General features: G+C 71.2%; 19 protein-coding genes and 1 pseudogene. 9 read left to right on the forward strand and 11 right to left on the reverse strand.

All coding sequences use genetic code 11. From position 1 onward, the window contains the following. Positions 1–45 precede the first annotated feature (45 nt). Positions 46–336 carry a helix-turn-helix domain-containing protein gene (locus HNR16_RS11995; RefSeq protein WP_158040006.1) on the forward strand — a complete coding sequence of 97 codons (291 nt, stop codon included), beginning with the start codon at positions 46–48 and terminating at the stop codon, positions 334–336. Between the two features lie 118 nt (positions 337–454). Next, a complete protein-coding gene (locus HNR16_RS12000; RefSeq protein WP_225737806.1) occupies positions 455–997 on the forward strand; it encodes an Rv3235 family protein in 543 nt (180 codons plus the stop codon). Between the two features lie 141 nt (positions 998–1,138). On the opposite strand, the gene HNR16_RS12005 is transcribed toward HNR16_RS12000, so the two are convergent. The 7 genes and pseudogenes from HNR16_RS12005 to mtrA all read right to left on the reverse strand — a co-directional run bounded on the left by HNR16_RS12005 (position 1,139) and on the right by mtrA (position 11,352). Then, positions 1,139–1,777 carry a hypothetical protein gene (locus HNR16_RS12005; RefSeq protein WP_158040005.1) on the reverse strand — a complete coding sequence of 213 codons (639 nt, stop codon included), beginning with the start codon at positions 1,775–1,777 and terminating at the stop codon, positions 1,139–1,141. Positions 1,778–2,652: 875 nt separating this feature from the next. Further along, positions 2,653–5,166: pseudogene (gene secA / locus HNR16_RS12010) on the reverse strand (preprotein translocase subunit SecA); the annotation flags it as partial. Between the two features lie 189 nt (positions 5,167–5,355). Then, complete coding sequence (gene hpf / locus HNR16_RS12015) at positions 5,356–6,045, reverse strand: ribosome hibernation-promoting factor, HPF/YfiA family (RefSeq protein ID WP_158040004.1); 690 nt, start codon at positions 6,043–6,045, stop codon at positions 5,356–5,358. Positions 6,046–6,182: 137 nt separating this feature from the next. Further along, complete coding sequence (locus HNR16_RS18645) at positions 6,183–6,890, reverse strand: ComF family protein (RefSeq protein ID WP_158040003.1); 708 nt, start codon at positions 6,888–6,890, stop codon at positions 6,183–6,185. A 131-nt stretch (positions 6,891–7,021) separates the two neighbouring features. Continuing rightward, positions 7,022–8,731, reverse strand: coding sequence for an LpqB family beta-propeller domain-containing protein (locus tag HNR16_RS12025; protein ID WP_158040002.1), 1,710 nt, complete (start codon positions 8,729–8,731; stop codon positions 7,022–7,024). Next, positions 8,728–10,662, reverse strand: coding sequence for an MtrAB system histidine kinase MtrB (mtrB, locus tag HNR16_RS12030; RefSeq protein ID WP_158040001.1), 1,935 nt, complete (start codon positions 10,660–10,662; stop codon positions 8,728–8,730). The genes HNR16_RS12025 and mtrB overlap by 4 nt, the downstream gene beginning before the upstream one ends. Continuing rightward, entirely contained in the window at positions 10,663–11,352 is a 690-nt protein-coding gene (mtrA, locus tag HNR16_RS12035) for an MtrAB system response regulator MtrA (RefSeq protein ID WP_158040000.1), read from the reverse strand. A 143-nt stretch (positions 11,353–11,495) separates the two neighbouring features. Between mtrA and HNR16_RS12040 the strand changes: the two genes are divergently transcribed. The 5 genes from HNR16_RS12040 to HNR16_RS12060 are packed head-to-tail and all read left to right on the forward strand — an operon-like array spanning position 11,496 to position 17,602. Next, positions 11,496–13,358 (forward strand): DUF7847 domain-containing protein, encoded by a 1,863-nt coding sequence (locus tag HNR16_RS12040; RefSeq protein WP_158039999.1) that lies wholly within the window; start codon positions 11,496–11,498, stop codon positions 13,356–13,358. Continuing rightward, complete coding sequence (locus HNR16_RS12045; protein ID WP_158039998.1) at positions 13,355–14,035, forward strand: DUF4129 domain-containing protein; 681 nt, start codon at positions 13,355–13,357, stop codon at positions 14,033–14,035. The genes HNR16_RS12040 and HNR16_RS12045 overlap by 4 nt, the downstream gene beginning before the upstream one ends. After that, positions 14,032–15,297 carry a DUF4350 domain-containing protein gene (locus HNR16_RS12050; protein ID WP_158039997.1) on the forward strand — a complete coding sequence of 422 codons (1,266 nt, stop codon included), beginning with the start codon at positions 14,032–14,034 and terminating at the stop codon, positions 15,295–15,297. The genes HNR16_RS12045 and HNR16_RS12050 overlap by 4 nt, the downstream gene beginning before the upstream one ends. Continuing rightward, on the forward strand, positions 15,294–16,247 hold the full coding sequence (locus HNR16_RS12055) for an AAA family ATPase (RefSeq protein ID WP_158039996.1): 954 nt from the start codon (positions 15,294–15,296) through the stop codon (positions 16,245–16,247). Before HNR16_RS12050 ends, HNR16_RS12055 begins: the two co-directional genes overlap by 4 nt. A 47-nt stretch (positions 16,248–16,294) precedes the next feature. After that, positions 16,295–17,602, forward strand: coding sequence for a DUF58 domain-containing protein (locus HNR16_RS12060; protein WP_158039995.1), 1,308 nt, complete (start codon positions 16,295–16,297; stop codon positions 17,600–17,602). Between the two features lie 155 nt (positions 17,603–17,757). On the opposite strand, the gene HNR16_RS12065 is transcribed toward HNR16_RS12060, so the two are convergent. After that, positions 17,758–18,753: a stage II sporulation protein M gene (locus tag HNR16_RS12065; RefSeq protein WP_158040052.1), complete on the reverse strand. Its 996-nt coding sequence runs from the start codon at positions 18,751–18,753 to the stop codon at positions 17,758–17,760. Positions 18,754–18,769: 16 nt separating this feature from the next. On the opposite strand from HNR16_RS12065, the gene HNR16_RS12070 reads away from it, so the two are divergent. After that, on the forward strand, positions 18,770–19,639 hold the full coding sequence (locus tag HNR16_RS12070) for an RDD family protein (RefSeq protein ID WP_158039994.1): 870 nt from the start codon (positions 18,770–18,772) through the stop codon (positions 19,637–19,639). 114 nt (positions 19,640–19,753) lie between these two features. On the opposite strand, the gene ahcY is transcribed toward HNR16_RS12070, so the two are convergent. From ahcY to HNR16_RS12085, 3 genes are read right to left on the reverse strand one after another with little or no spacing between them, the layout of a single operon-like run. Beyond that, a complete protein-coding gene (gene ahcY / locus HNR16_RS12075; protein WP_158039993.1) occupies positions 19,754–21,220 on the reverse strand; it encodes an adenosylhomocysteinase in 1,467 nt (488 codons plus the stop codon). After that, positions 21,217–22,677 carry a phosphomannomutase/phosphoglucomutase gene (locus tag HNR16_RS12080; protein ID WP_158039992.1) on the reverse strand — a complete coding sequence of 487 codons (1,461 nt, stop codon included), beginning with the start codon at positions 22,675–22,677 and terminating at the stop codon, positions 21,217–21,219. The genes ahcY and HNR16_RS12080 overlap by 4 nt, the downstream gene beginning before the upstream one ends. Next, on the reverse strand, positions 22,667–22,879 hold the full coding sequence (locus tag HNR16_RS12085) for a DUF3499 family protein (protein ID WP_158039991.1): 213 nt from the start codon (positions 22,877–22,879) through the stop codon (positions 22,667–22,669). Before HNR16_RS12085 ends, HNR16_RS12080 begins: the two co-directional genes overlap by 11 nt. A gap of 79 nt (positions 22,880–22,958) precedes the next feature. Between HNR16_RS12085 and HNR16_RS12090 the strand changes: the two genes are divergently transcribed. Next, positions 22,959–23,411 carry a hypothetical protein gene (locus HNR16_RS12090; protein WP_158039990.1) on the forward strand — a complete coding sequence of 151 codons (453 nt, stop codon included), beginning with the start codon at positions 22,959–22,961 and terminating at the stop codon, positions 23,409–23,411. Positions 23,412–23,427: the final 16 nt, after the last annotated feature.

Consider the following 23,427-nt stretch of genomic DNA (forward strand, 5'->3'; position numbering starts at 1 on the left):
CACAGGGCCATGACACGCCGAGGGGAACGCGCGACAATGGACGCCATGCCCGACGAATCCGATGCACCGTTCGATCGCTTCCTCACGCTCGACGAGGTCGCGACGGTGCTGCGCGTCGAGGTCGAGGACGCGCTCGCGCTCGTCGAGCGCGGCGAGCTCGCGGCCATCCGGGTGGGCCGTTCGGGCCCGTGGCGCGTGGAAACGCGGGTCCTCGAGGCGTTCATCGACGATCAGTACGAATTGCAGCGACGCCTGTCCAGATTCGACGAGGACGGCATCGACGATCTGCCGGAATTGTGGGGCGGAAGCATCGTCCGGGGCGACGATCGCACCTGACCGTTCGATCATGTTCGATTTTTTCCACATGATGCTGTTTCAACGCCACGCCCAGGCGAGTTTGCCCCTAGTGTGGTAACAGGCGAGCGAAGTCGCGCGCTGGAACCGGGGGGTTTCAATGAGTTTTTCGGCGAGCAATGACGCCGCGACCGCGAAGGAGACCGTTCGCGGTTTCGCGGCGCCGGCGAGTGAGAGCGTTCCTCGAGAACGCGAGACGGCGAAGCCCGTCGGACGGCCCGTCCTGCGGATCGTTCCGCCGCACGCGCCCGAGCCGCAGGACTCCGTCGACTGGTTCGATCCGCAGCCCGCCTCGACGGCGAGCCTTCCCGACCCCGAGCCGCTCGTGTCGAACCTCGCGCTGTGCGTCATCGAGGCGATGGCGGGGGTGCGGGACATCGAGCAGCTCGCTCGCTGGGTCTCGGCCGACGTCTACCGGGCGCTGCTCGTCCGCGTGCAGCACGCGGCCCGGGCCCGCACGGCACGCCGGCAGAGCGCGAAGCGCCCGAACGTGCACGTGCAGTTGACGACGTTGCAGTCACCGACGGACGGCGTCATCGAGGCGGTCGTCGTCATGGACGTCGGGCCGCGCGTCCGGGCCATCGCGATGCGGCTCGACGGCATGGACCGTCGCTGGCGAGCGACGAGCCTCAACGTCCTCTGACCCGACGGGTCACCCGACGCGGCCCGACGGGCCGGGTCGATCCCGGGGGACGCCGCACGAGCCCGGAGTCCCGTGGCGCCGACCGGCACCGGCGCCGGTCCGCTCGGCCGTGCCGCCGAGCATCTGACGCGACGACGCGTCTCAGGCGGCCTCGGTGATCTCGCCGACCGTGACGATCCCGTCGACGACCGCGAGCGACACGCGATATGCCGTCGCTCCCGCCTTCGGCTGCCCCGACTGATCGGCCGCCACGAACGTCACGAGTGCGGCGTCCCCGTCGAGCTCGATCGACGTCGCGTACACGGCACCGGGGCCGCGGAGCCCCGCGATGTTGATCGCACCGAGCGGATTCAGGGCACCGTCCCACAGCACGACCCGATCGCGCTGCACCGCGTCCTCGACGACACAGTCGACGATCGCCGCCGCACCGAGCGTCGCGTCCGGCGACGTGGCGAGGGCCACGTGCGGCTTGCCCGTCCCGGGATCGCGCGCCACGACCGCCTCCGACGCCACGGGCCCACCGGCCGAGTCGATCGGGAGCGACGTCGACGACGCGACGAGCGTCCCGCCGGCCAGTTTCCCCTTCGCGATGCCGCACAGGGACGGCACGTCGGCCTCGAGCACATCGGCCATGATCGGCCCGCCGGGTGCGACGCTCGCCTCGCTCTGCGCATTGCCCCAGCCCGGGGCGTCCACGATCGTCACGAGCTGTGCCTGACACCCCGTCAGGACGAGCGCGGCGGACAGCGCGACGACGACGGCACGGGCGAGCGATCTCATGCCCCCATTCTCGCCGATCGAGGGGCCGTCGTGCGTGCTCGACCCGCGCACCGCAGCGGCATCCGTCATCGCTGGCACCGGTTCCGGCGGGCCCGCCCCGCTCGGCCGCGCGGGACCGACCGACGCAGCGAGCGGGGCCGGTGTCGTCGACACCGGCCCCGCTCGTCAGCGCTCGCGCGCGCTCAGGACTTCTTCTCGGCCGCGCGGCGCTGGCGTCGGTTCTGCGCCGGCTTCTGCGCCGACGCGGCGTCCTCGCCGCCGGCGGCCGCACCGAACGCACTGCCGCGCGACTCGCCGCGGGGCGCGTCCGCGGGCGTCGGGGCCGCGCGGCGTCCCGTCGGCTTCGCGCCCGTCCGCGACGAACCACCGGCCGCGGGGCGCTGGCCGCCCGACTGCTGCTTCGGTGCACCCTGCTGACGCGTCGAGCTCGATCCCGCCGCCGGACGTCCCGCCGCGGCGGGCTTCTGCGCCGAACCGCCCTGCCCGCCCGCAGGGGTGCGGGCGGCCGGATTGCCGGACCGCTTCGCAGGATTCCCCGACTTCGACCCGGCCGTCTGCCGATTCGCGGGGTTGCCCGAACGGCCACCCTTCGCGCTCGGCTTCGTGCCGCCCTGGGCCGCGCGCGCGGCCGCCGGGCGGGCGGGCGCCGAGGCGTTCTGGTCCTCCTGCGCCTCCTCCCGGGCCTGCTGCAGCGCCGAGGAGGTGCCGAGCTTCATCTCGCGCCGCTGCGCCTCGCGGGTCGCACGCGAATTGACCTGCCCGGCCTCGTTACGCACTTCGACCTCGCCCTGGTCGCTCGCGGCGGAGTAGCTGAGGCCCTTCGCCTTCTCGCCGTCCAGGCCCTTCGCCTGTACCTGCACGGCGTTGCCGTCGACCTTCGCGTCACCCGAGTTGACCGTGACCTCGAGGTTGAAGAGGAATCCGATCGACTCCTCGCGGATCGCGCCCAGCATCTGCTGGAACATCGCGAACCCCTCGCGCGTGTACTCGACGAGCGGGTCGCGCTGCGCCATGCGGCGCAGGCCGATACCGTCCTTGAGGTTGTCCATCTCGTAGAGGTGCTCGCGCCACTTCCGGTCGATGACGCTCATCACGACGCGTCGCTCGAGCTCGCGCATCGCCTCCGGCCCGATCTTGTCCTCACGCTGCTCGTAGGCGATCTTCGCGTCCGAGAGGATCTCCCGTTCCAGGAACGAGCGCGTGATCCCACTGGGGTCGCCGGCCTCCTCGGCGAGCTCGTCGATCGTGATGCCCACCGGGTACAGCTGTCCGAGATCCACCCACAGCGCGTCGAAGTCCCAGTCGTCGGTCGTGCCGCCGGAGAGGTGCTCGACGAGGATGTCGGTCACGGCGTCGGTGAGGAAGTTCTGCACCTTGTCGGCGATGTCGTCGCCCTCGAGGATGTGCTTGCGGTCGCCGTAGATGGCCGTGCGCTGCTCGTTCAGGACGTTGTCGTACTTGAGCACGTCCTTGCGGATCTCCGCGTTGCGCGACTCCACCTGTGCCTGCGCCTGCGCGATCGCGCGCGAGACGATGCGCGACTCGAGCGCGAGGTCGTCCGGCGTGTTGTCGTTCGCCATGAGCGCGCGCGTCGCGCCCGTGTTGAACAGGCGCATGAGGTCGTCGGTCATCGACAGGTAGAACCGGCTCTCGCCGGGGTCGCCCTGACGACCCGAGCGGCCGCGCAACTGGTTGTCGATTCGGCGCGACTCGTGCCGCTCCGTGCCGAGCACGTAGAGGCCACCGAGCTTGGCGACCTCCTCCGCCTCACCGCGCACCGTCTTCTTGACCGACTTCAGCACATCGGCCCACGCGGCCTCGTACTCGTCGGGCGTCTCCTGCGGGTCGAGCCCGCGGGCCGCCATCTCGGCGACGGCGAGGAACTCGGCGTTGCCGCCGAGCATGATGTCGGTGCCTCGACCGGCCATGTTCGTCGCGACAGTGACGGCGCCCCGGCGACCGGCCTGCGCGACGATCGCGGCCTCACGCGCGTGGTTCTTCGCGTTCAGCACCTCGTGCTTCACCCCGCGCTTGGCGAGGAGCTTCGAGAGGTACTCGCTCTTCTCGACCGAGGTGGTGCCGACGAGCACGGGTTGCCCCTCGTCGTGACGCTCGACGATGTCCTCGACGACCTGGTCGAACTTCACCTTCTCGTTCTTGTAGACGAGGTCGGGCTGGTCGATGCGCTGCATCGGCTTGTTCGTCCGGATCGGGATGACCCCGAGCTTGTAGGTGCTGAGGAACTCGGACGCCTCGGTGACGGCCGTACCCGTCATGCCCGAGAGCTTGTCGTACATGAGGAAGTAGTTCTGCAGCGTGACGGTGGCCATCGTCTGGTTCTCGGCCTTGATCGTCACGCCCTCCTTCGCCTCGATGGCCTGGTGGAGGCCCTCGTTGTAGCGGCGGCCCTTGAGGATGCGGCCCGTGTGCTCGTCGACGATGTTGACCTCGCCGTTCTGCACCACGTACTCCTTGTCGCGCTTGAACAGCGCCTTCGCCTTGATGGCGTTGTTGAGGAAGGAGATGAGCGGCGTGTTCGCGGACTCGTAGAGGTTGTCGATGCCGAGCGCGTCCTCGACCCGGTCGATGCCCGGCTCGAGCACACCGATCGTGCGCTTCTTCTCGTCGACCTCGTAGTCGCGGCCCTCCTTGAGCTTGCGCGCGATCGTCGCGAACTCGGTGTACCAGCGATTCACGTCGCCCTGCGCGGGGCCGGAGATGATGAGCGGCGTGCGCGCCTCGTCGATGAGGATCGAGTCGACCTCGTCGACGATCGCGAAGAAGTGGCCGCGCTGGACGAGGTCCTCCTTGCGCCAGGCCATGTTGTCGCGCAGGTAGTCGAAGCCGAACTCGTTGTTCGTGCCGTACGTGATGTCGGCGGCGTACTGCTCGCGACGCTCGGCGGGCGTGAGGCCCGAGAGGATGCAGCCCGTCGTCATGCCGAGCGCGCGGAACACGCGGCCCATGAGGTCCGACTGGTAGCTCGCGAGGAAGTCGTTGACGGTGACGACGTGGACGCCCTTGCCGGCGATCGCATTGAGGTACGCCGGCAGGGTCGCGACGAGCGTCTTGCCCTCACCGGTCTTCATCTCGGCGATGTTGCCGTAGTGGAGGGCAACGCCACCCATGATCTGCACGTCGTAGTGCCGCTGGCCGAGAATACGGTCGGCGGCCTCGCGCACGGCACCGAACGCCTCGGGCAACAGATCGTCGAGCGTCTCGCCGTCCTCGTACCGCTCGCGCAGCGTCGCGGTCATCTCGCGCAGCTCGTCGTCACTGAACTCGCGGAAGTCGTCTTCGAGACGGTTCACCTGCTTCGAGAGGCGTTCGAGGCGACGCGCGGCGCGCCCCTCGCCCATACGAAGGATCTTCTCGAGAACAGAGGCCAAGGGGTTCCTCCCGGAATCGGATGCGTGACGCAGGGCACGGTGACTCGACCGCGCGACGCGATCCTCCCATCGTAACCGCCTCGTTATGTGCTTCGGTGCGTGCGTCGTGGGCGACGCGCCCGGTCCCGGGCCGAACGGGGTCCGCCCCCACCGAGGCGACGGTGGGGGCGGACGATCGGGGCGCGGGACTCAGTCGACGAGCGCGGCGGCGACCGCGGCCTCCTCGAGCGAGATGACGCCGTAGTCCCAGCCGGTGCGGCGGTAGACGACGCTCGGTCGTCCCGTCTCCGAGTCGAGGAAGAGGAAGAAGTCGTGGCCGAGCAGCTCCATGTGGTCGACGGCCTCGTCCTGCGTGAGGGACTTCGCCTCGAACACCTTCGAACGGATCACGACGGGCGAGTACTCCTCCGCGCTGTACTGCTCGTCGTCGCTCACCTCGGCCTCGGGGGCGGGGTGCACGACGCCGTCGCGCACGAGCTTGATCGTCTCGGTCGTCACGGGCACGACATCGTGCCCGCTGAAACCGTCCGCGGCGGCCTCGCGCAGGGCCGTGGGACGGTGGTTCCCCCGGTGGACCTTGCGCTTGTCCTTCACCCGACGCAGTCGCTCGACGAGCTTGTCGAGGGCCAGATCGAACGCAGCGTACTTGTCGCCCGCCTCCGCTTCGGCGCGGATCACGGGCCCCGGTCCGAAGAGCGTGATCTCGACCTTGCCGCGGTCGAGGATGTTGCCCTGTCGGTCGGTCCGTCGGGTGAGCTTGAGTTCGGCGAGCTGTGCACGTTCCGTGTACTGCGTCACCTTCGCGAGCGTCTTCTCCTCCGCGTAGCTGCGGAAGCGGTCCGGAATCTCGGTGTTGCGTCCGGTGATGGTGATGTCCATGAAACACCCTCCTCATGCTCGACGCGAACCACGCGTGGGCGGGGTCCGCGGTGTGGTTCACCAAATGATAGGGGTCCGTTCACACACCGATCCGGGCGACCATGACAACTGACTGGGAGTCGCCTGAACGCCCGGTGTCAGGGGGTCGCGTCATGCCGTCGCGGTGTAAGCGCGAGCGCGACGACGCCGATCGGACGCCCCTCCGCCGCCGCGACCGCGCGCGCCGCCTCCCGGGCCGTCGCGCCCGTCGTGACGACGTCGTCGACGAGGAGCACCGCCCGTCCCGCGACCTCGGCGGACGCGCGCATCGCACCGGCGACGTTGCGGGCGCGCGCCGCCCGCCCGAGCCCGGCCTGGTCGTCGACCCTGCGGCCGAACCGGAGCGCCCCCGAGACCCGCACGCCCGGGACCGCACGTCCGCAGAGCAGTTCGAGCGGCACGTACCCGCGACGACGTCCCGCACTCCGTCGGGACGGAGCCGCGACGAGGAGCGGCGGCTCCGGCGTCCTCGTGAGTGCGGCACGGAGCGCGCATCGCAGGGGTCCGGCCAGGACGCCGGTCAGCTCGGTCCGCCCGTCGTCCTTGAACGCGCCGAGCACGGGACGAACGACGCCCGCGTACGGCAGCGCCGCGACGAGCGGCAGCGCACCGAGCCGCGTCCGGTGCACCCGCACGGCACGGCGGATCGCCGCCCGGCAGGGCACGCACAGGGCCCGGTCGGGGCGTCCGCACCCCGCGCACGCCACGGGAACGAGCACCGCGAGGGCCTCCGCGAGCGCGCCCCGCACCGCGCGACCGAGCACCCTCCCGGCCGCCGACGCGGCATCGCCTCCGGTCGTCGACACGTCGCCATGGTCCCGCGGCCGGCGCACGCCGACGCGTCCGCGCCCCGTTCCCGTGGACGAACGCGATTCCACAGGCCCGTGGACGCGATCGCACGGGCCCTCAGACGCGGTCAACGGACCGCGCGTGCCCGTCAGGCCTGCGTCACGAGGAACGAGACCTTGGCGCCCGTCGACTGCCAGCGATTGCTCTTCGGGACGAACAGATTGCCCTGGTTGTCGACCGTCCGCAGACCGACGAGCGTGTTGCTCCCCACGATCTGCACACCGTTCTCGATCGCTCCGAAGTCGTCGGTCCCGCCACCGATCTGGTGCACGCGCACGGTCGAGGCTCCCCGTCCGTCCTCCACGAGGATCGCGACGTCGGTCCGGTCGACCCACGTCAGGTCGATCGCCGTCCCCACACCGACGGCGACGACCTCGGGGGTCCCGAGACCGATCGGCGCACCGACGTCGTCGCGCTCGATCGCCATGATCGCGAGGCTCACGACACCCGCATCCCGGACGAGCATCGCGACGCGAGCACCGTCGCGGCTCACCTCGATCGCGACGGTACCGCCCCCCGCGAGCCCCGGCACCTGCAGCTCCTGCTCGGTGCGTTCGGTCACGTTCTGGGCCATGACCGCGGGCCCGGTCGTCGCGGCCGTCCAGACGTACCCGTGCCGGTCGATGCTCGGCACGACCGAATCGAATCGTCCGTGCAGCGGAACGGGTTGCCCCGTGTCGAACGGGATCGCGACGACCCCGTCGGCCGTCAGGAACGCGCCGAGCCCCTCGTCGGTGGCCAGCACGCCCCGGCTCGGTTCGAGGTTCGGGAGCACGGACGCGAGCTTCTCGGCGCCCTCGACCTGGGTCACGGAGTTGCCGCCCGAGAGGTACCCGAGGACGCCGTCCTGGTACACGAGCGGCGTCGAGCTCACGGGGTAGTCGGTGTTGACCTGATCGGACGTGAGCGCCTCGATGTCGAGCTTCTTGCCGTTGACGGCGATCTCGACCTCCTCGATCTTGCCCACGCCGACGAGGCTCTGCTGGAGCTGCAACAGCATGTACGGGAACCGCTCGTACGGGGCCGCGGAGAAGCTCGTCGTGAAGTTCACCGTCGCGATGCCCTGGTCCGTCACGACGGGACCGTTGCGGATCGCGTCGGCCGGGAACGCGCTCACGACGGACCCCTCGCGCAGCCACCCCGCCGGCCCGCCGAGCAGGGCGTCCACGATGCGCGTCGGCGCGTTCGTGTAGTCGGGGAACCAGCGCACGTCGGGCACGAGGTCCCGCATGCCGCGGTCGAAGAAGTTGAGGGTGTACGGCTCGAACACATCGCTGAACTGCTGCTCGAGCAGCACGAGACCGTCCTCGGCGTCGCCGATGCGCCACTCCCCGTCGACGGACTGCACGTCGAGGTCGATCGTGCGGGTCTCGGGGGACGGCAGGTCCCGGTACACGGCATCCGGCCCGACGACCGCGACGACGTCGAGGGTCGCCGTCACGCGACTCACGCCGTCGAACTCGAACACGGGTTCGCTGCGCACGACGAGCACGCGCAGCGTCGGATTCCAGGAGGCCGCGTAGTCGCTCGTGAGGAAGCTGCGGGCGGTCTGGTAATCGCTCGACGTCCCCGTGCCCGCCTCGAGGAATCCGCTCGCGATCTGCTCGGGCGTCGCACCGGCGATCGGGCCGGCCGGGAGGAAGCGGACGCCGGGCTCCTCGACACCCTCGATCGGATCCCCCTCCATGACGGGGCCCGAGAGCGGCAGTCGCGCGCAGCCGACGAGGACGAGCACGCACAGCGCGAGGGCCGTGAGCGCCCGGACGCCGCGCCCGACGCGAGTCGTTCCGCCGTTCATGACCGCCCGTCCCCGTCCTGATCCGTCGTGCCCGGTTCGTCGCCGAGCGGCCCCGCATCATCGACCACGGGATCCCGCGGCGTGCGGGCGCTCCGCGACTCGGTGTCCGCCGGGACGGTCGCCATCGAGTCGACGTCGCCGACGATCTCGATCGACTCGGTGCGCGCCGCCTGCAGACCGTCGAGGGTGGGGAGGATGATCGGCTGCGTGTCGACGTCCTCCGCCGCGAACGCCTCGCTATCCGAGGGCACCTCGAACGTCGTCGCCCCCGCGTCAGGTGGTTCGAGCGGCAGCGGCGAGGTCACGACGGGCTCGCCCACGTGCCGGGGCAGCGTGAGCAGGAAGTTGGATCCGCGCCCCAGCCGGCTCCACACCTCCAGCCTGCCGTCGTGCAGCGCGACGTCCTCGGCCGAGATCGCGAGCCCGAGACCCGAGCCGCCCATCGTCCGTTTGCGCGACGGGTCGGCGCGCCAGAACCGATCGAAGGCGCGTTCGACCTGCTGCTCGCTCATGCCGACGCCGTAGTCGCGCACCGACACCGCGACGGCCGTCTCGTTCGAATCCACGCGGATCACGATCGGTCGCCCCTCGCCGTGCTCGATCGCGTTGCCGAGCAGGTTTCGGACGACCCGCGCGACACGTCGCCGGTCGAACTCGGAATCGCCGTAGCCGCCCGGCGCGAGGAGCACGAGCTCGGAACCGTGGTCGAGCGCGACGGGCGTCATCGAGCCGATTACCTCGTCGCACAGTTCGACGAGGTTGTTCTCCTCCCGGAGGAGCTCGACGGCACCCGCGTCGAAGCGGGAGATCTCGAGCAGATCGGACAGCAGCAGCTCGAAGCGCTCGATCTGGTCGTGCAGCAGTTCGACGGAGCGGGCCGTGATCGGATCGAAGTCGTCGCGGCTGTCGAACAGCATCGTGCCCGCGAGGCGAATCGTGGTGAGCGGCGTGCGCAGCTCGTGCGACACGTCGGACACGAAGCGCTGCTGCACCTTCGAGAGGTGCGCGAGCTGTTCGATCTGCTCCTGCAGGCTGTCGGCCATGTCGTTGAACGATCTGCCGAGCGTCGCGATGTCGTCCTCGCCCTGTTCGGGGATGCGCTCCTCGAGATGCCCCGCGGCGAGCTTGCGGCTCGTCTGCGCGGCGAGACGGATCGGCTGGATCACGGCGCGCATGACGAACCCCGTGATCACCGCGATGATGAGCACGAGCACGATCATCGACCCGACGAGCGTGCGCTGGACGAAGTCGAGCGAACGCTGCGTCTCCTGCAGCGAGTAGACGTAGTACAGCTGGTAGGGCGCACCGCCACCCTGCACCGTGATGCGCGTCCCCACGACGATCGCCGGGACGACCTCACCGTCGGCGTCCACGAGCGCGCGCGACTGGTAGTGCTGCACGCCGCTCTCGGCCGTCGAGACCTCCTGGCGGAGCTCGGGCGTGATGAGGTCCTGGTCCGCGACCGACGGCGAGATCTGGTCCTGCAGCACCTGGTCGGGCGAATCGGTCGAGGCGTAGAAGGCGTAGCCGATCGCGTTCGGCGCCGCCTGGTTCGCGTCCTCGAGCGCTTGCTTGAGGAGCGTGTTGAGCGCGACCGCGTCGGTCTCGACCCCGGAGTCCATGGCCTCCTGCGCCTGCGTCGTCGCACGGTGGCTCTCCGCGAGCGTCTGCGCGAGCTGCGCCTCGAAGAGGTTGCTCGCGATCGTGTTCGACATGACGAGCCCGACCGACAGCACGGTGGCCGTCGTGAGCGCGACGGAGAGCGTGATGGTGCGGAACGGGAGAGAGGTACGCCAGAAGAAGAGGACGTTCGTCCAGAACCCGCGGAACGTCCACCAGGACGCCGGCGTGGACCAGGCGATCGCGTCGTTCCCGTCGCCGTGGTCGCGCGTCCGCGTCCGCGTCGTACCGGCGGCAGCGCCGTCGACCACCTATCCCCCGTTCGCGGTCTGTCCGGCCCGGTATCCGACACCGCGGACGGTCGTGACGATCTTCGGGTTGTCGGGATCGATCTCGACCTTCGCGCGCAGTCGCTGCACGTGCACGTTCACGAGTCGCGTGTCCGCCTTGTACTGATAGCCCCACACCTGCTCGAGCAGTTCCTCGCGCGTGAAGACCTTCTGCGGCTTCGCGGCGAGGGTCAGGAGCAGATCGAACTCGAGCGGCGTGAGGCTGATGACCTCGTCGCCGCGCAGGACCTCGTGCGCAGCGACGTTCATGGTGAGATCGCCGACCCGGATGACGTCGTGCGTCTCGGGCGTCGATGCGCGCAGACGCGTCTTGATGCGCGCCACGAGCTCCTTCGGGTTGAACGGCTTCACGATGTAGTCGTCCGCGCCCGCCTCGAGGCCCTTCACGACATCGGTCGTGTCGGACTTCGCGGTGAGCATGATGATCGGGGTGCCCGACTCCGCGCGGATGAGGCGACAGATCTGGATCCCGTCGAGCCCCGGGAGCATGACGTCGAGCAGCACGAGATCGGGGCGGACGCGACGGAACTCGGCGAACGCCGTGGCACCGTCCGAACAGAACTCCGGCTCGTAGCCGCCCGCCTTGAGGACGATGCCGATCATCTCGGCGAGCGCTTGGTCGTCGTCCACGACGAGCACTCGTTCGGTCATCGTCACATCCCTTCCCTCACGCCGCCGGGGATGCGGCACTCGTGAACCGAGTCTACCGGCCCGCGTGCGCCTCACGGATGATCCTGCCCTCCGCGCGCCGGAGATCCCGGAACCCGTTCGCCGCACTGTGTCACGATGGAGCGATGACGTACGGCACCGAGGGATCCCACACGCCGGGTGGTTCCGCGAGCTGGCTACGCGCCGATGCACCCGCCTCGATCTCGGCGGGCGCCTCGGGGGGCACGCCGGGGTGGGTCCCCCCGTCGAAGCCGGGTCTCATCCCGCTCCGACCGCTCACCCTCGGCGATCTGCTCGGGGCGACGTTCCGGCTCCTGCGCACGAGTCCGAAGGTCTCGATCGGGAGCGCGAGCGTCGTCATCTTCGTCACGTCGATCCTCGGCGTCCTCATTCCCGGGCTCGTCGCGTGGGGGCTGTTCGGGCGCGCGGGGAACGCGGTCGGCGCCGAGCAGGAGCAGCTCGAGGTCACGGCCGTGACGCTCACGGGGCTCTCGGCCCTCGTCCCGCTCGGGATCTCGTTCCTCGGCACCGTGCTCGTCCAGGGCATCCTCGTGCTCGTCGTGACGCGGGGTGCCGTCGGCGAGCGCACGACCCTCGGCGACGCGCTGCGCCGAGCATGGCGGCGTGTGCTGCCGTTGCTGGGCTTCGCGGCGCTCACGGGACTCGTCCCCATCGTCCTCGTGCTGGGGATCATCGCGATCATCGTCGTGCCCGCCGCGCTCGGCGCCGACGGCATGCTCGTCCTGGGGCTCGGCGTCCTCGCACTGCTCCTCGGTCTCACGCTCGCCGTCGGACTGCTCGCGCTCTACGTCAAGCTGCTGTTCACCCCGAGCGCGATCGTCGCGGAGGGGCTCGGTCTCCGCGACGCGCTCGTGCGCAGCTGGCAGCTCACGAACGGCCAGTTCTGGCGCATACTCGGGATCACGTTGCTCGTGAACCTCATCGTGAGCACCGCGGCGAGCACGGTCGCGACCGTCGTCCAGTTCGCGTACCTCATGTTCGTGGGTGTCTTCGCGCCGCTCGGTACCGACGAGAACCAGACGGTCGTCCTCGTCATCGTCGCGATCGCGTTCAACCTCCTGCTGCTCCTGCTCCAGACCGTCGTCTCGGCGGTGACGCTCGTGCTGCTCGCGGGCAACGCGACGCTGCTCTACCTCGACGTGCGGATGCGCAAGGAGGGCCTCAATCTCCAGCTGCAGGCGTACCGGGACGCGACGGATCGAGGGGCCGCGCCCGACGAGGATCCGTTCCGCCGTAGCGATCTCGGGCCGCAGCCGGCACCCGGTGCCGTGCCCGCGGGCGCGGGGTACCCGCCCGGCGCCCCGCTCGTCGGCGGACCGCAGCAGTTCGCGTCACCGCAGCAGTTCGCGTCACCGCAGCAGTTCGCGTCACCCCAGCAGTTCGCGTCACCCCAGCAGCCGTTCGCGCCGCCACAGCCGTACGGCGCCCCACAGCCGTCCGGTGCGACCTCGCCGTACGGCCCGACCCGACCGACCCCGCCCTCCGGCGCAGCGCAGCCGTACGGGACGACCCCGCCCTCCGGCGCAGCGCAGCCGTACGGGGCGACCCAGCCCTCCGGCGCAGCGCAGCCGTACGTGCCCGCCCAACCGTACGGCGGACCGGCCCGACCGTCCGGCGCGGCCCAGCCCCCCGGCGCGGCCCAGCCGTCCGGGGCGGCGCAGCCGTACGGGGTGCCCCGGCCGTTCGGTGCCACCGGCCCGTCCGACCCCGTCCCGCCGGGCACCTCGCCGCAGACGTCCGGAGCCGGCGCCACATCGGCCGCACCCGACGACGTCCTGCGCCCGACCACCACCGGACTCGCACCGGCCACCGGGCCCTCGCCGGACGACGCGCCGTCCCCGCCGACGGACCTCGCCGCCGCGACGGGCACCCCGACGTCGTCCACCGCGGCCGATCCCGCCCCGACGGCAGCGGACTCGACACCGGACGACGCGGCGGCGTCCGCCGACGACGGGCCGCGTGCATGATCGTCACGACCCTCGCGGGCGCGGCCCTCGCCGGAGCACCCGTGGAGCACGACGAGGAGACCGCACGCGAACTCCTGCGACAGGAGCTCTCGAAGGCGGAATACGTCCAGGCCCGGCCCACGCTCATCGACCAACTCATCAACGACTTCTGGAACTGGGTCAACGGTCTCAGCGTCCCGAACGCGTCGCTCCCGTTCGACCTGTCACCGCTCGCCGTCATCGTCGTCGCGATCGTCGTGGTCGCCATCGTCGCGCTCCTCGTCGGCCGCCCCGCGCTACTGCGTCGACGGCTCGCCGCGGGCCGACAGAACGTGTTCCTCGACGACGACACCCGGACCGCGACGGAGCTCCGCGCCGCGTCCGAACGCGCAGCGGCTGCCGGCGACTGGACACTCGCGGTCCTCGAACGCTTCCGCGCCGTCGCGCGCGACCTGTCCGACCGCACCATCATCTCGCTGCGCCCGGGTTCGACCGCCCACGCCGTCACGAGCCAGGCGTCCCGGGCGTTCCCGAACGACGCCGGCGACCTCGACCGCGCGGCGACCGACTTCGACGCGGTGCGCTACCTCGGTCGCTCCGGCTCGGAGGCGGCGTGGCTCCGCACGCGCGACCTCGACGAGCGCATCCGCCGAGCCCGCCCGGCGGAGCTCCGTCCGACCGTCGGGGCCGACGCGTGACCGACACCGCCCGGGGCCCCGCGACGACGGGCTCCCCCGAGGCGGCCGAAGCCCTCACGCCCACATTCGGCGAACGCGTGCGCCGCGGGCGCGGGTGGATCTGGATCGCGGCAGGCACGGTGCTCACGGCCGTCGCCGTCGTCCTGCTGTCCGGCCAACTGTCGTCGATGAACACGCGACCCTACGACCCGCGCTCACCCCACCCGACCGGGACGAAGGCGCTCGTCGAGGTGCTCCGTCAGGAGGGCATCGACGTCCACCTCACGAGCGACCCGGCGACACCGGAATCCGCCGCCCCCGCGACGACGACCCTCGTCGTCGACGAACTCGATCGTCCACTCGGCCCCGACGAGATCGACCGGATCACCGATGCCGGCTACGCCCGCGTCGTGTTCCTGGCACCGACGGTCATGACCCTCGACGCCCTCCCCGTCGAGCTCTCGCCGGCGGGCACGTTCGGCACCGGCGACGGGACGGCGCTCGAGGCCGGCGACCGGTGCCCGACACCGTTGCGCGACAACGCGCCCGAGCTCTCCCGGACGGGCGGCGCCGTGTACGACGTCGGCGACGACCCGGACGCGTGGGGATGCTACGCGGCCGGCGGTCGGGACGTCCTCGTCGGTGCGAGTGCCGGCGGCACCGAGTTCGTCGCCTTCGGTGCCCCCGACGCGCTCACGAACGGGATCGTCCTCGAACACGCGAACGCCGCGCTCGGGCTCGCGCTGCTCGGATCGCAGCCGACCCTCGACTGGTACACGGTCGGCCCCCTCGCGCCGGGCGAGGAGCCCGTCGCCTACATCCCGCCGTGGCTCACCCCCGCCATCCTCGTGCTCATCGCCGCCGGCGTCGCCACGATGGTGTGGCGCGGGCGGCGCTTCGGAGCGCTCGTGTTCGAGAACCTCCCGGTCGTCGTCCCCGCCTCGGAGACGATGGACGGACGCGCACGGCTCTACGCGAAGTCGCGCGTGCAGTTGCGTGCGCTCGACAGCATCCGCATGGGCGCGATCGGCCGCCTCGCGAACGTGCTCGGGCTGCCTGCGAGCACCGATCCGGTCGAGATCGCCGACGCCGTCGCGGCCCAGACGAGGCGGCCCCGCGACGAGGTCCGCTTCGTGCTGCTCGGCGCCCACCCCGTGACCGACGCCCAGCTCGTCGACCTCTCCACCCGCATCCGGGACCTCGAGCGCGACTGCCGCGGCTCCCTGCTGCCCGACGACCACCCGACCGCCGAACGACCGCAGAGGGACACGAAACGCACATGACCGAGCACATCATCGAGAAGTTCCGCGCCGTCCGCGGCGAGGTCGGCAAGGCGATCGTCGGGCAGCCCGAGGCCGTCGACGGCATGCTCGTCACGCTCCTCGCCCGCGGTCACGTCCTCCTCGAGGGGGTGCCGGGCGTCGCGAAGACCCTCCTCGTCCGCACGCTCAGCCGTGCCCTCGATCTCGACACGAAGCGCGTGCAGTTCACCCCCGACCTCATGCCCGGCGACGTGACCGGCTCCCTCGTCTACGACAACGCCGCGGGCGAGTTCGAGTTCCGCCCCGGTCCGGTCGTCACGAACCTGCTGCTCGCCGACGAGATCAACCGGACGCCGCCGAAGACGCAGTCGTCACTGCTCGAGGCGATGGAGGAGCGGCAGGTCTCCGCCGACGGCGTGACGCGACCGCTGCCGGATCCGTTCATGGTCGCGGCGACCATGAACCCCATCGAGTACGAGGGCACCTATACGCTCCCCGAGGCACAGCTCGACCGCTTCCTCATGAAGCTCGTGCTCGACCTCCCGCCTCGCGACGCCGAGATCGAGGTGCTGCGCCGTCACGCCCAGGGCTTCGACCCGCGCGACCTCGACGCGGCGGGCGTGCGCCCCGTCCTCACCGTCAACGAACTGCACCGGGCCCAGGCCGAGGTGCGCCAGGTCGGCGTGCGGCCCGATGTGCTCGCCTATCTCGTCGACCTCGCACGCGCGACGCGACAGTCGCCGTCCGTGCGCATGGGCGTCTCGCCGCGAGGCGCGACGGCCCTGCTCGGCGCCTCGAAGGCGTGGGCCTACCTCAGCGGCTTCGGCGCCGTGACGCCCGACCACGTGCAGCGGATGGCGCTGCCCGTCCTGCGGCACCGCCTCCAGTTGCAGCCGGAGGCCGAGCTCGAGGGCGTCTCGGCCGACTCGATCCTGCGCTCGATCATGCAGCAGGTGCAGGTCCCGATCTAGATGCGTGCCCGAGCGAACCCGATTCCCGCGACCCCGGAGGTGACCGCGTGCCCGTGAGCGGTCGCTTCGTCGTCCTCGTCCTGCTCGGGGTCGTGCCCGTCGTGGCGCTCGGCTCGACGAATGCCCGCGCGTTCCTCGCGGCGTTCGGCTGGCTCGTGTTCTGCGTCCTGCTCGGGGCGCTCGACGCCCTGCTCGCCGCGTCGCCGCGTCGCGTCGCGCTCGAACGCGAGGGCCCCGAGCGTGTGCGCCTCGGTGAACGCGCCGACACCGCGCTCCTCGTCACGAACCAGGGCACGCGGACGCTCCGGGCCGGGCTCCGTGACGCGTGGGATCCCTCGGCGGGCGCCCCGCGGGACCGTCCACGCATCACGGTGCCGGCCGGCGAACGGCGTCGCGTCGCACGCGTGCTGCTGCCGACGAGGCGCGGCACGCGGCGGGCGCACCACGTGACCATCCGTTCGTGGGGCCCGCTCGGCCTGTGGGCCAGGCAGGCGACACTGCGGTCGACCGGGACGCTCAAGGTGCTGCCGCCCTTCAACAGCCGACGTCACCTCCCCTCCCGCCTCATGCGCCTGCGCGAGCTGGACGGCCGGACGCTCCTCATGGTGCGGGGCCAGGGCACCGAGTTCGACTCGCTGCGCGAGTACGTTCGCGGCGACGACGTCCGCTCGATCGACTGGCGGGCGACCGCGCGTCGACGCGATCTCGTCGTGCGCACGTGGCGTCCCGAGCGCGACCGACGCGTCGTCGTCCTCGTCGACACCGGCCGCATCTCGGCCGCCCGCGTCGACGACGAGTCACGGCTCGACACGGCCATCGAGGCGTCGCTCCTGCTCGCCGCGCTCGCGACCCGCGCGGGCGACCGCGTCGACCTCGTCGCGTTCGACCGCCCCGTCCGGGCACGCGTGCAGGGCGCCTCGGGCCAGACCCTGCTGAGCCGCATCGTCGAGTCCATGGCGGATGTCGACCCGCAGCTCTACGAGACCGACTGGTCGCAGCTCGGTCGGCTCGTCCGCGAGATCACCACGCACCGCGCGCTCGTCGTCATCGTGACGACGCTCGAATCCGCGGGCTCGGCCCGCGAACTGCTCGACGTCCTGCCGCAATTGACCCGGCACCACGTCGTGCAGATCGCGAGCGTCGTCGACCCGGACGTCGCGCGCGCCGCGCAGGACCGCTCCGATCGCGACGCCGTCTATCGCGCCGCCGCCGCCGAGCACGCGATGCTCGACCGGGAACGCGTGCACCTCGCCCTCGCACGCGTCGGCGCGGGCGTCGTCCAGGCGACCCCGGCGGAGCTGCCGCCCGCGCTCGCGGACCGCTACCTCGACCTGAAGCGCGCCGGGCGGCTCTGAGGGCATCGGCCGACGGTCACTGGACGTTCGGCGGCCGCCGCGACCCCCGCGTCGACGTGCCAGGGGCCGTGCTCCCGCAGGCGACGAACGGCGCCCCCGTGTGCGGACCGCCGTGCGTCGGCCACGCGGTGACCCGCTGTGAGGATCGCCCGGGGTCAGTCCACGGCGATACGCGTCGAGCCGGCCTCGAACCGCACGAGATCGCCCGTCTCCCCCGCGAGCCAGGCACGACGGCCGAGCCAGTACGCGTAGGCGCAGAAGAGCCCGAACGCGATCACGCCGATGCCGATCTTCACGGCCCACGGCCAGTCCTGCCGCGTCACGAAACCTTCGATGAAGCCCGACACGAACAGGAAGATCGTCGTGCCGATCGCGACGACGAACAGCCGTCGCCCCTCCTCGGCGAGCGCCTGCAGGCGCGTCCTCGCGCCCGGCACGACCCAGGCCCAGAAGATCCGGAACCCGGCGGCCGCCGCGACGAAGATCATGGTGAGCTCGAGCAGGCCGTGCGGCGCGATCCACAGGAAGAACGTGTCGAGATGGTCGAACGCGGCGAGGACCGCGGCGGCTTGACCGAGGCCGACGGCGTTCTGGAGCAACACCATCGGCACCCACAGGCCCGACACGCCGAAGGCGATGCACTGTGCCGCGATCCAGGCGTTGTTCGTGAAGACGCGGGCACCGAAGCTCGTCTCCGAGAACTCCGAGTAGTAGTTCACGAAGTCGTCCTCGGCGTACTGCTGCAATTGCGCCTCGGTGCCCATCTGGGCGAGGAGCCCGGGCGTCTGCAGCACCCACGCGTACGTGAGCACGGCGACGACGATCGTGAAGCCCGCGGCACCGAGGGTCCACCAGCGGATGCGGTAGAGCGAGGCGGGCAGCTGTCGACCGAAGAAGCGGAGCATGACGGCGAGCGTGTTGGCCCCCGTGCCCGTGAGCCGACGACGTGCGGCCGAGAGGTCGACGCTCAGTCGATCGGTCTCGTTCGTCTCACCGAACGTCGTGCGCAGGTCGCTCAGATCGGTCGCGCCGGCCTGATAGCGCGTGACGAGTTCGTCGGACTCGGCGCCCGACAGCGAGCGGCTGCGCGCGAGCTCGCTCAGCCGCTTCCATTCCGGCCACCTGGCGGCGGCGAACGCGTCGAGATCCATCTGCTTCAATACTGGCATGAGCACGGTGAGGACGCGCCCGGATGCGCTCGATGTGTCGGACGAGCGCGTCGTCATCGGCGAGGGGGTCGCGCTCGACGTACGCCCGGCGGGCATCGTCACGAGGATCGCGTCGGCCGCGATCGACGTCGTCGCCACGTGGATCGTCGCGATCGCGGCGATCGTGTTCATGGCCTGGGTCCTCGACGGCCCGGCGGGACGCGTGCTCGCGAGCGACATGGCCATCCTGTCGGCGACGATGCTCACGACGGTCGTGGTCCTGTTCGTCCTGCTCCCCGCGCTCGTGGAGATCTTCACGAACGGGCGCTCGCTCGGTCGGCTCGTCATGGGCATCCGCATCGTCCGCGACGACGGCGGCGCCTCGGGCCCGCGCCAGGCGTTCATCCGCTCCCTCGTCGGATTCTTCGAGATCTACATGACGAGCGGTGGCATCGCGGTGCTCGTCGGGCTCTTCAACGGACGCTCCAAGCGCATCGGCGACATCCTCGCCGGCACCTACGCCCAGAACGAGCGGGTTCCGCGCGCACGGCCGTCGGACGTCGTGCTGCCCGCGGGTCTCGAGGGCTGGGCGTCGATCGCGGACGTCGCGCGGCTGCCGGATCCGGTGGCGCGCCGTGTACGCGACTACCTCGTGCAGGCCCCGAAGCTCGAGGGCGCGACGCGGCCGGCGCTCGCGGGCCGCGTCGCGCGCGACGTCGCACCGTTCGTGCACCCGATCCCGGACGTCGACGCCGACACCTTCCTGCGGGCGGTCGCGGCGGTCCGCCGCGACCGCGAGTACCGCGCGCTGCAGCTCTCGTCGCAGCGTCTCGAACGTCTCGCACCGGTCCTGAACGCCCGCCCGCACGGCTTCCCCGACCGCGGCTGACCCGAGCACGACTCGCCGCCGAACGCGTTCCGGGCGGTTTTCGGGGTTCCGGGTGACCCGGAACCCCGAAAACCGCCCGGAATTCGGCGGTGAGTCGCGGGGCGCGGGGGCGGGTTAGTAGCGGTAGTGGTTGACCTTGTAGGGGCCGTCGACCTCGACGCCGATGTATGCGGCCTGGCCCGGGCTCAGCGTCGTGAGGTGCACGCCGAGCGCGTCGAGGTGCAGGCGCGCGACCTGCTCGTCGAGGCGCTTCGGGAGCACGCGCACGCCGAGCGGGTACGCGTCGAGGTTCGTCCACAGCTCGAGCTGCGCGAGCACCTGGTTCGTGAACGAGTTGCTCATGACGAACGAGGGGTGCCCCGTCGCGTTCCCGAGGTTGAGCAGACGCCCCTCCGAGAGCACGAGGATCGAGCGCCCCGTCGGCAGCTCCCACTCGTGCACCTGCGGTTTGATCTCGATGCTGCGGGCACCGTCCAGCGCCTCGAGCCCGGCGATGTCGATCTCGTTGTCGAAGTGCCCGACGTTGCCGACGATCGCGAGGTGCTTCATGCCGAGCATGTGGTCGACCGTGATGACGTCCCTGTTGCCCGTGCACGTGATCCAGATGTCGACCTGGTCCAGCACGTCCTCGACGCGCGCGACCTGGAAGCCGTCCATCGCGGCCTGGAGCGCGCAGATCGGGTCGATCTCGCTCACGATGACGCGCGCGCCCTGGCCCCGCAGCGCCTCGGCCGCGCCCTTGCCGACGTCGCCGTAGCCGACGACGAACGCGACCTTGCCGCCGATGAGCACGTCGGTCGCACGGTTGAGGCCGTCGGGCAGCGAGTGGCGGATGCCGTAGCGGTTGTCGAACTTCGACTTCGTGACCGAGTCGTTGACGTTGATGGCGGGGAACCGCAGGCGTCCCTCGTCGAAGAGCTCGTGCAGGCGGTGCACGCCCGTCGTCGTCTCCTCCGTGACGCCGCGGACCTGTTCGGCGATGCGCGTCCACCGGTGCGGATCCTCGGCGAGCGAGGCGCGGATCGTCTCGAACACGATCGCCTGCTCGCGGGACTCCGCGGTCGCGGCGTCGGGCGCCGCGCCGGCCGCCTCGGCCTCGGCACCGAGGTGCACGAGGAGCGTCGCGTCGCCACCGTCGTCGAGGATGAGGTTCGGCCCGTCGGCCCCCTCGTCGCTCCAGTCGAAGATGCGCGAGGCGCACCACCAGTACTCCTCGAGGCTCTCGCCCTTCCACGCGAACACGGGAACACCGGCGGGCTCCTCGACGGTGCCCGACGGGCCGACAGCGACGGCCGCCGCGGCCTCGTCCTGCGTGGAGAAGATGTTGCAGCTCGCCCAGCGCACCTGGGCACCGAGCGCCGTGAGCGTCTCGATGAGCACGGCCGTCTGCACGGTCATGTGCAGCGAACCCGCGATGCGCGCGCCCGCGAGCGGGGCCTCGCCCGCGTAGCGCTCCCGCAGGGCCATGAGTCCCGGCATCTCGAGCTCGGCGAGACGGATCTGGTGGCGGCCCTGCTCGGCGAGCGCAAGGTCGCGGACGGCGAACGGTGCCCGCACGTCGAGGGAGGGGGCGGTGGTCATCGGTGGTGCTCCTGTCTGATGATGCCGAGCGCCTCGTCGCGGATCGCGCCCATGAGGTGCGCGTCCGAGGCCTCGACGTTGAGCCGCAAGAGCGGCTCCGTGTTGCTCGCGCGCACGTTGAACCACCACCAGCCGTCGGATCCGGAGGTGTGGCTGCGGAACGTGAGGCCGTCGAACTCCTCGTAGTCGCCGCGGTGGTCGAAGGCGTCGAAGAGCCGGGCGTACGCACCCGGGACGTCGTCGACGGCCGAGTTGATCTCGCCCGACGCCGCGTAGGGCGTCTCGCGTCGGCTGAGCGCCGAGACCCGGACCCCGTCGGCACCCGCCTCGGCGAGGACGTGCATGGCCGCGAGCAGGCCGTTGTCGGCACCCCAGAACTCGCGGAAGTAGTAGTGGGCGGAGTGCTCGCCGCCGAAGACGGCGTTCGTGCGCGCCATGACGGCCTTGATGAGCGAGTGCCCCACCCGGGTGCGAACGGGCTTCGCGCCCACCGCCTCGATCGCCTCCGGCACGTGGCGCGAAGTGATGAGGTTGTGGAGCACCGTTGGGTGCTCCTCCCCCGCGGCACGCGCGCGGACGATCTCGCGCCGCGCGACGATCGCGGTGACGGCACTCGGGGAGACCGGCTCGCCGCGCTCGTCGACGACGAAGCAGCGGTCGGCGTCACCGTCGAACGCGAGCCCCAGGTCGGCGTCGTGCTCGACGACCGCGCGCTGCAGGTCGACGAGGTTCGCGGGATCGAGCGGATTCGCCTCGTGGTTGGGGAACGTCCCGTCGAGTCGGAAGTAGAGGGGGACGATCTCGAGCGGCAGGGGGCCGAGCCCCGCGGCGTCGCCGAGCACGGCGGGAACCGTGAGACCCGCCATGCCGTTGCCCGCGTCGACGACGACGCGCAGCGGCCGGATGCCGCGCAGGTCGACGAGCGAGCGGAGGAACGCGGCGTAGTCGGGCAGCAGGTCGACGCGACGCTCCGCGCCGACGCCGGACCGGACTGCCGGGATACCCGCGTCGAGATAGGCCGCGGCACGATCGCGGATTGCCCCGAGACCGGTGTCGAGGCTCAAGGCCTTCGCGCCCGCCCGGCACAGCTTGAGACCGTTGTACTCGGCCGGATTGTGGCTCGCCGTGAACATGACGGTCGCGACGTCGCGCGATCCGGAGGCGTAGTAGCTCTCGTCGGTCGAGCACAGGCCGAGGTGCACGGCCTCGGCGCCGCGCTGACGCGCACCGCGGGCGAACGCGGCCGCGAACGCGGGACTCGACGGGCGCATGTCGTGGCCGATCGCGATGCTGCCGCCCTCGAGGTCGAGTTCGTCGACGACGGCGGCCCCGATTGCGGTGACGAGTGGTTCGGTGAGCTGCGAGCCGACGAGCCCTCGGACGTCGTAGGTCTTGACGACCTCGGCGAGTGCACCGCGTTCGGCCGCGTTCGCGGCGGGAATGACCTCAGACGTCATGCCCCAAGGCTACCGGTCGCATGATGGTCCAGCCGTTCGGCACCCCGAGGCGCTCGGCGTGCGTCGCGCACAGATCGTAGCTGTGCGGCTCCGCCGCGTAGGAGAGCGGGCCGATGACCGCGAGCTGGTCCTCGTAGTCGAAGGTCAGCGTGAAGCTCGCCTGGCGGGAGCAGGTGATGCGGCAGCACGGACGATTCATCATGGCGTCGCCAGTGTAGGTCGCCGGGCACGCGACGCGCCCTACGGCGCGCGGACTCGGTTCGCGACCTATGCTTGGCGACATGGTTGGACGTCGACGCACGCAGCGGGCCACGGCCTCCGCGCGCTCGCCGCGCGGGCTGGCGCGATCGCGGCACGGCCGCGGGAACCGTTCGAGCGTCGCGGGCCCCCTGCTGCCCATGCTGTCCGGTCGCGTCCTGCGCTTCGAGCGCATCGTCGCCGAGACGATGGCCTATCTGCGGGCGAACGATCCCGAGCGCGTCAGTCCCGTCAAGGTGGACGTCGCGACGCTCCCCTCGCAATTGCAGCACGACGACGGCATCGACCGCTGGCACGTCGTGGAGCCGGATCGCATCATCCTCTACCGCATCTCGATCGACCGGCTCGCGCACCTGCACTGCTCGGATCCGCACCACTACCGCGTGCACGTCGAGCGGTGCGTCATCGATGCGGTGGCCGAGCTGCTGGGCGTCGACCCGTGGGAGCTCGCGCAGGACCGCCTCGGCTTCGAGTGACGCGAGCGCCCCGAGC

Source organism: Pseudoclavibacter chungangensis, assembly GCF_013410545.1.
GTDB lineage: Bacteria > Actinomycetota > Actinomycetes > Actinomycetales > Microbacteriaceae > Pseudoclavibacter > Pseudoclavibacter chungangensis.

Coding starts and splice junctions, on each gene's coding strand:
- HNR16_RS11995 (WP_158040006.1), top strand. CDS start 46: ATGCCCGACGAATCCGATGCACCGTTCGATCGCTTCCTCACGCTCGAC.
- HNR16_RS12000 (WP_225737806.1), top strand. CDS start 455: ATGAGTTTTTCGGCGAGCAATGACGCCGCGACCGCGAAGGAGACCGTT.
- HNR16_RS12005 (WP_158040005.1), bottom strand. CDS start 1,777: ATGAGATCGCTCGCCCGTGCCGTCGTCGTCGCGCTGTCCGCCGCGCTC.
- hpf (WP_158040004.1), bottom strand. CDS start 6,045: ATGGACATCACCATCACCGGACGCAACACCGAGATTCCGGACCGCTTC.
- HNR16_RS12025 (WP_158040002.1), bottom strand. CDS start 8,731: ATGAACGGCGGAACGACTCGCGTCGGGCGCGGCGTCCGGGCGCTCACG.
- mtrA (WP_158040000.1), bottom strand. CDS start 11,352: ATGACCGAACGAGTGCTCGTCGTGGACGACGACCAAGCGCTCGCCGAG.
- HNR16_RS12040 (WP_158039999.1), top strand. CDS start 11,496: ATGACGTACGGCACCGAGGGATCCCACACGCCGGGTGGTTCCGCGAGC.
- HNR16_RS12045 (WP_158039998.1), top strand. CDS start 13,355: ATGATCGTCACGACCCTCGCGGGCGCGGCCCTCGCCGGAGCACCCGTG.
- HNR16_RS12055 (WP_158039996.1), top strand. CDS start 15,294: ATGACCGAGCACATCATCGAGAAGTTCCGCGCCGTCCGCGGCGAGGTC.
- HNR16_RS12065 (WP_158040052.1), bottom strand. CDS start 18,753: ATGGATCTCGACGCGTTCGCCGCCGCCAGGTGGCCGGAATGGAAGCGG.
- HNR16_RS12070 (WP_158039994.1), top strand. CDS start 18,770: ATGAGCACGGTGAGGACGCGCCCGGATGCGCTCGATGTGTCGGACGAG.
- ahcY (WP_158039993.1), bottom strand. CDS start 21,220: ATGACCACCGCCCCCTCCCTCGACGTGCGGGCACCGTTCGCCGTCCGC.
- HNR16_RS12080 (WP_158039992.1), bottom strand. CDS start 22,677: ATGACGTCTGAGGTCATTCCCGCCGCGAACGCGGCCGAACGCGGTGCA.
- HNR16_RS12085 (WP_158039991.1), bottom strand. CDS start 22,879: ATGATGAATCGTCCGTGCTGCCGCATCACCTGCTCCCGCCAGGCGAGC.
- HNR16_RS12090 (WP_158039990.1), top strand. CDS start 22,959: ATGGTTGGACGTCGACGCACGCAGCGGGCCACGGCCTCCGCGCGCTCG.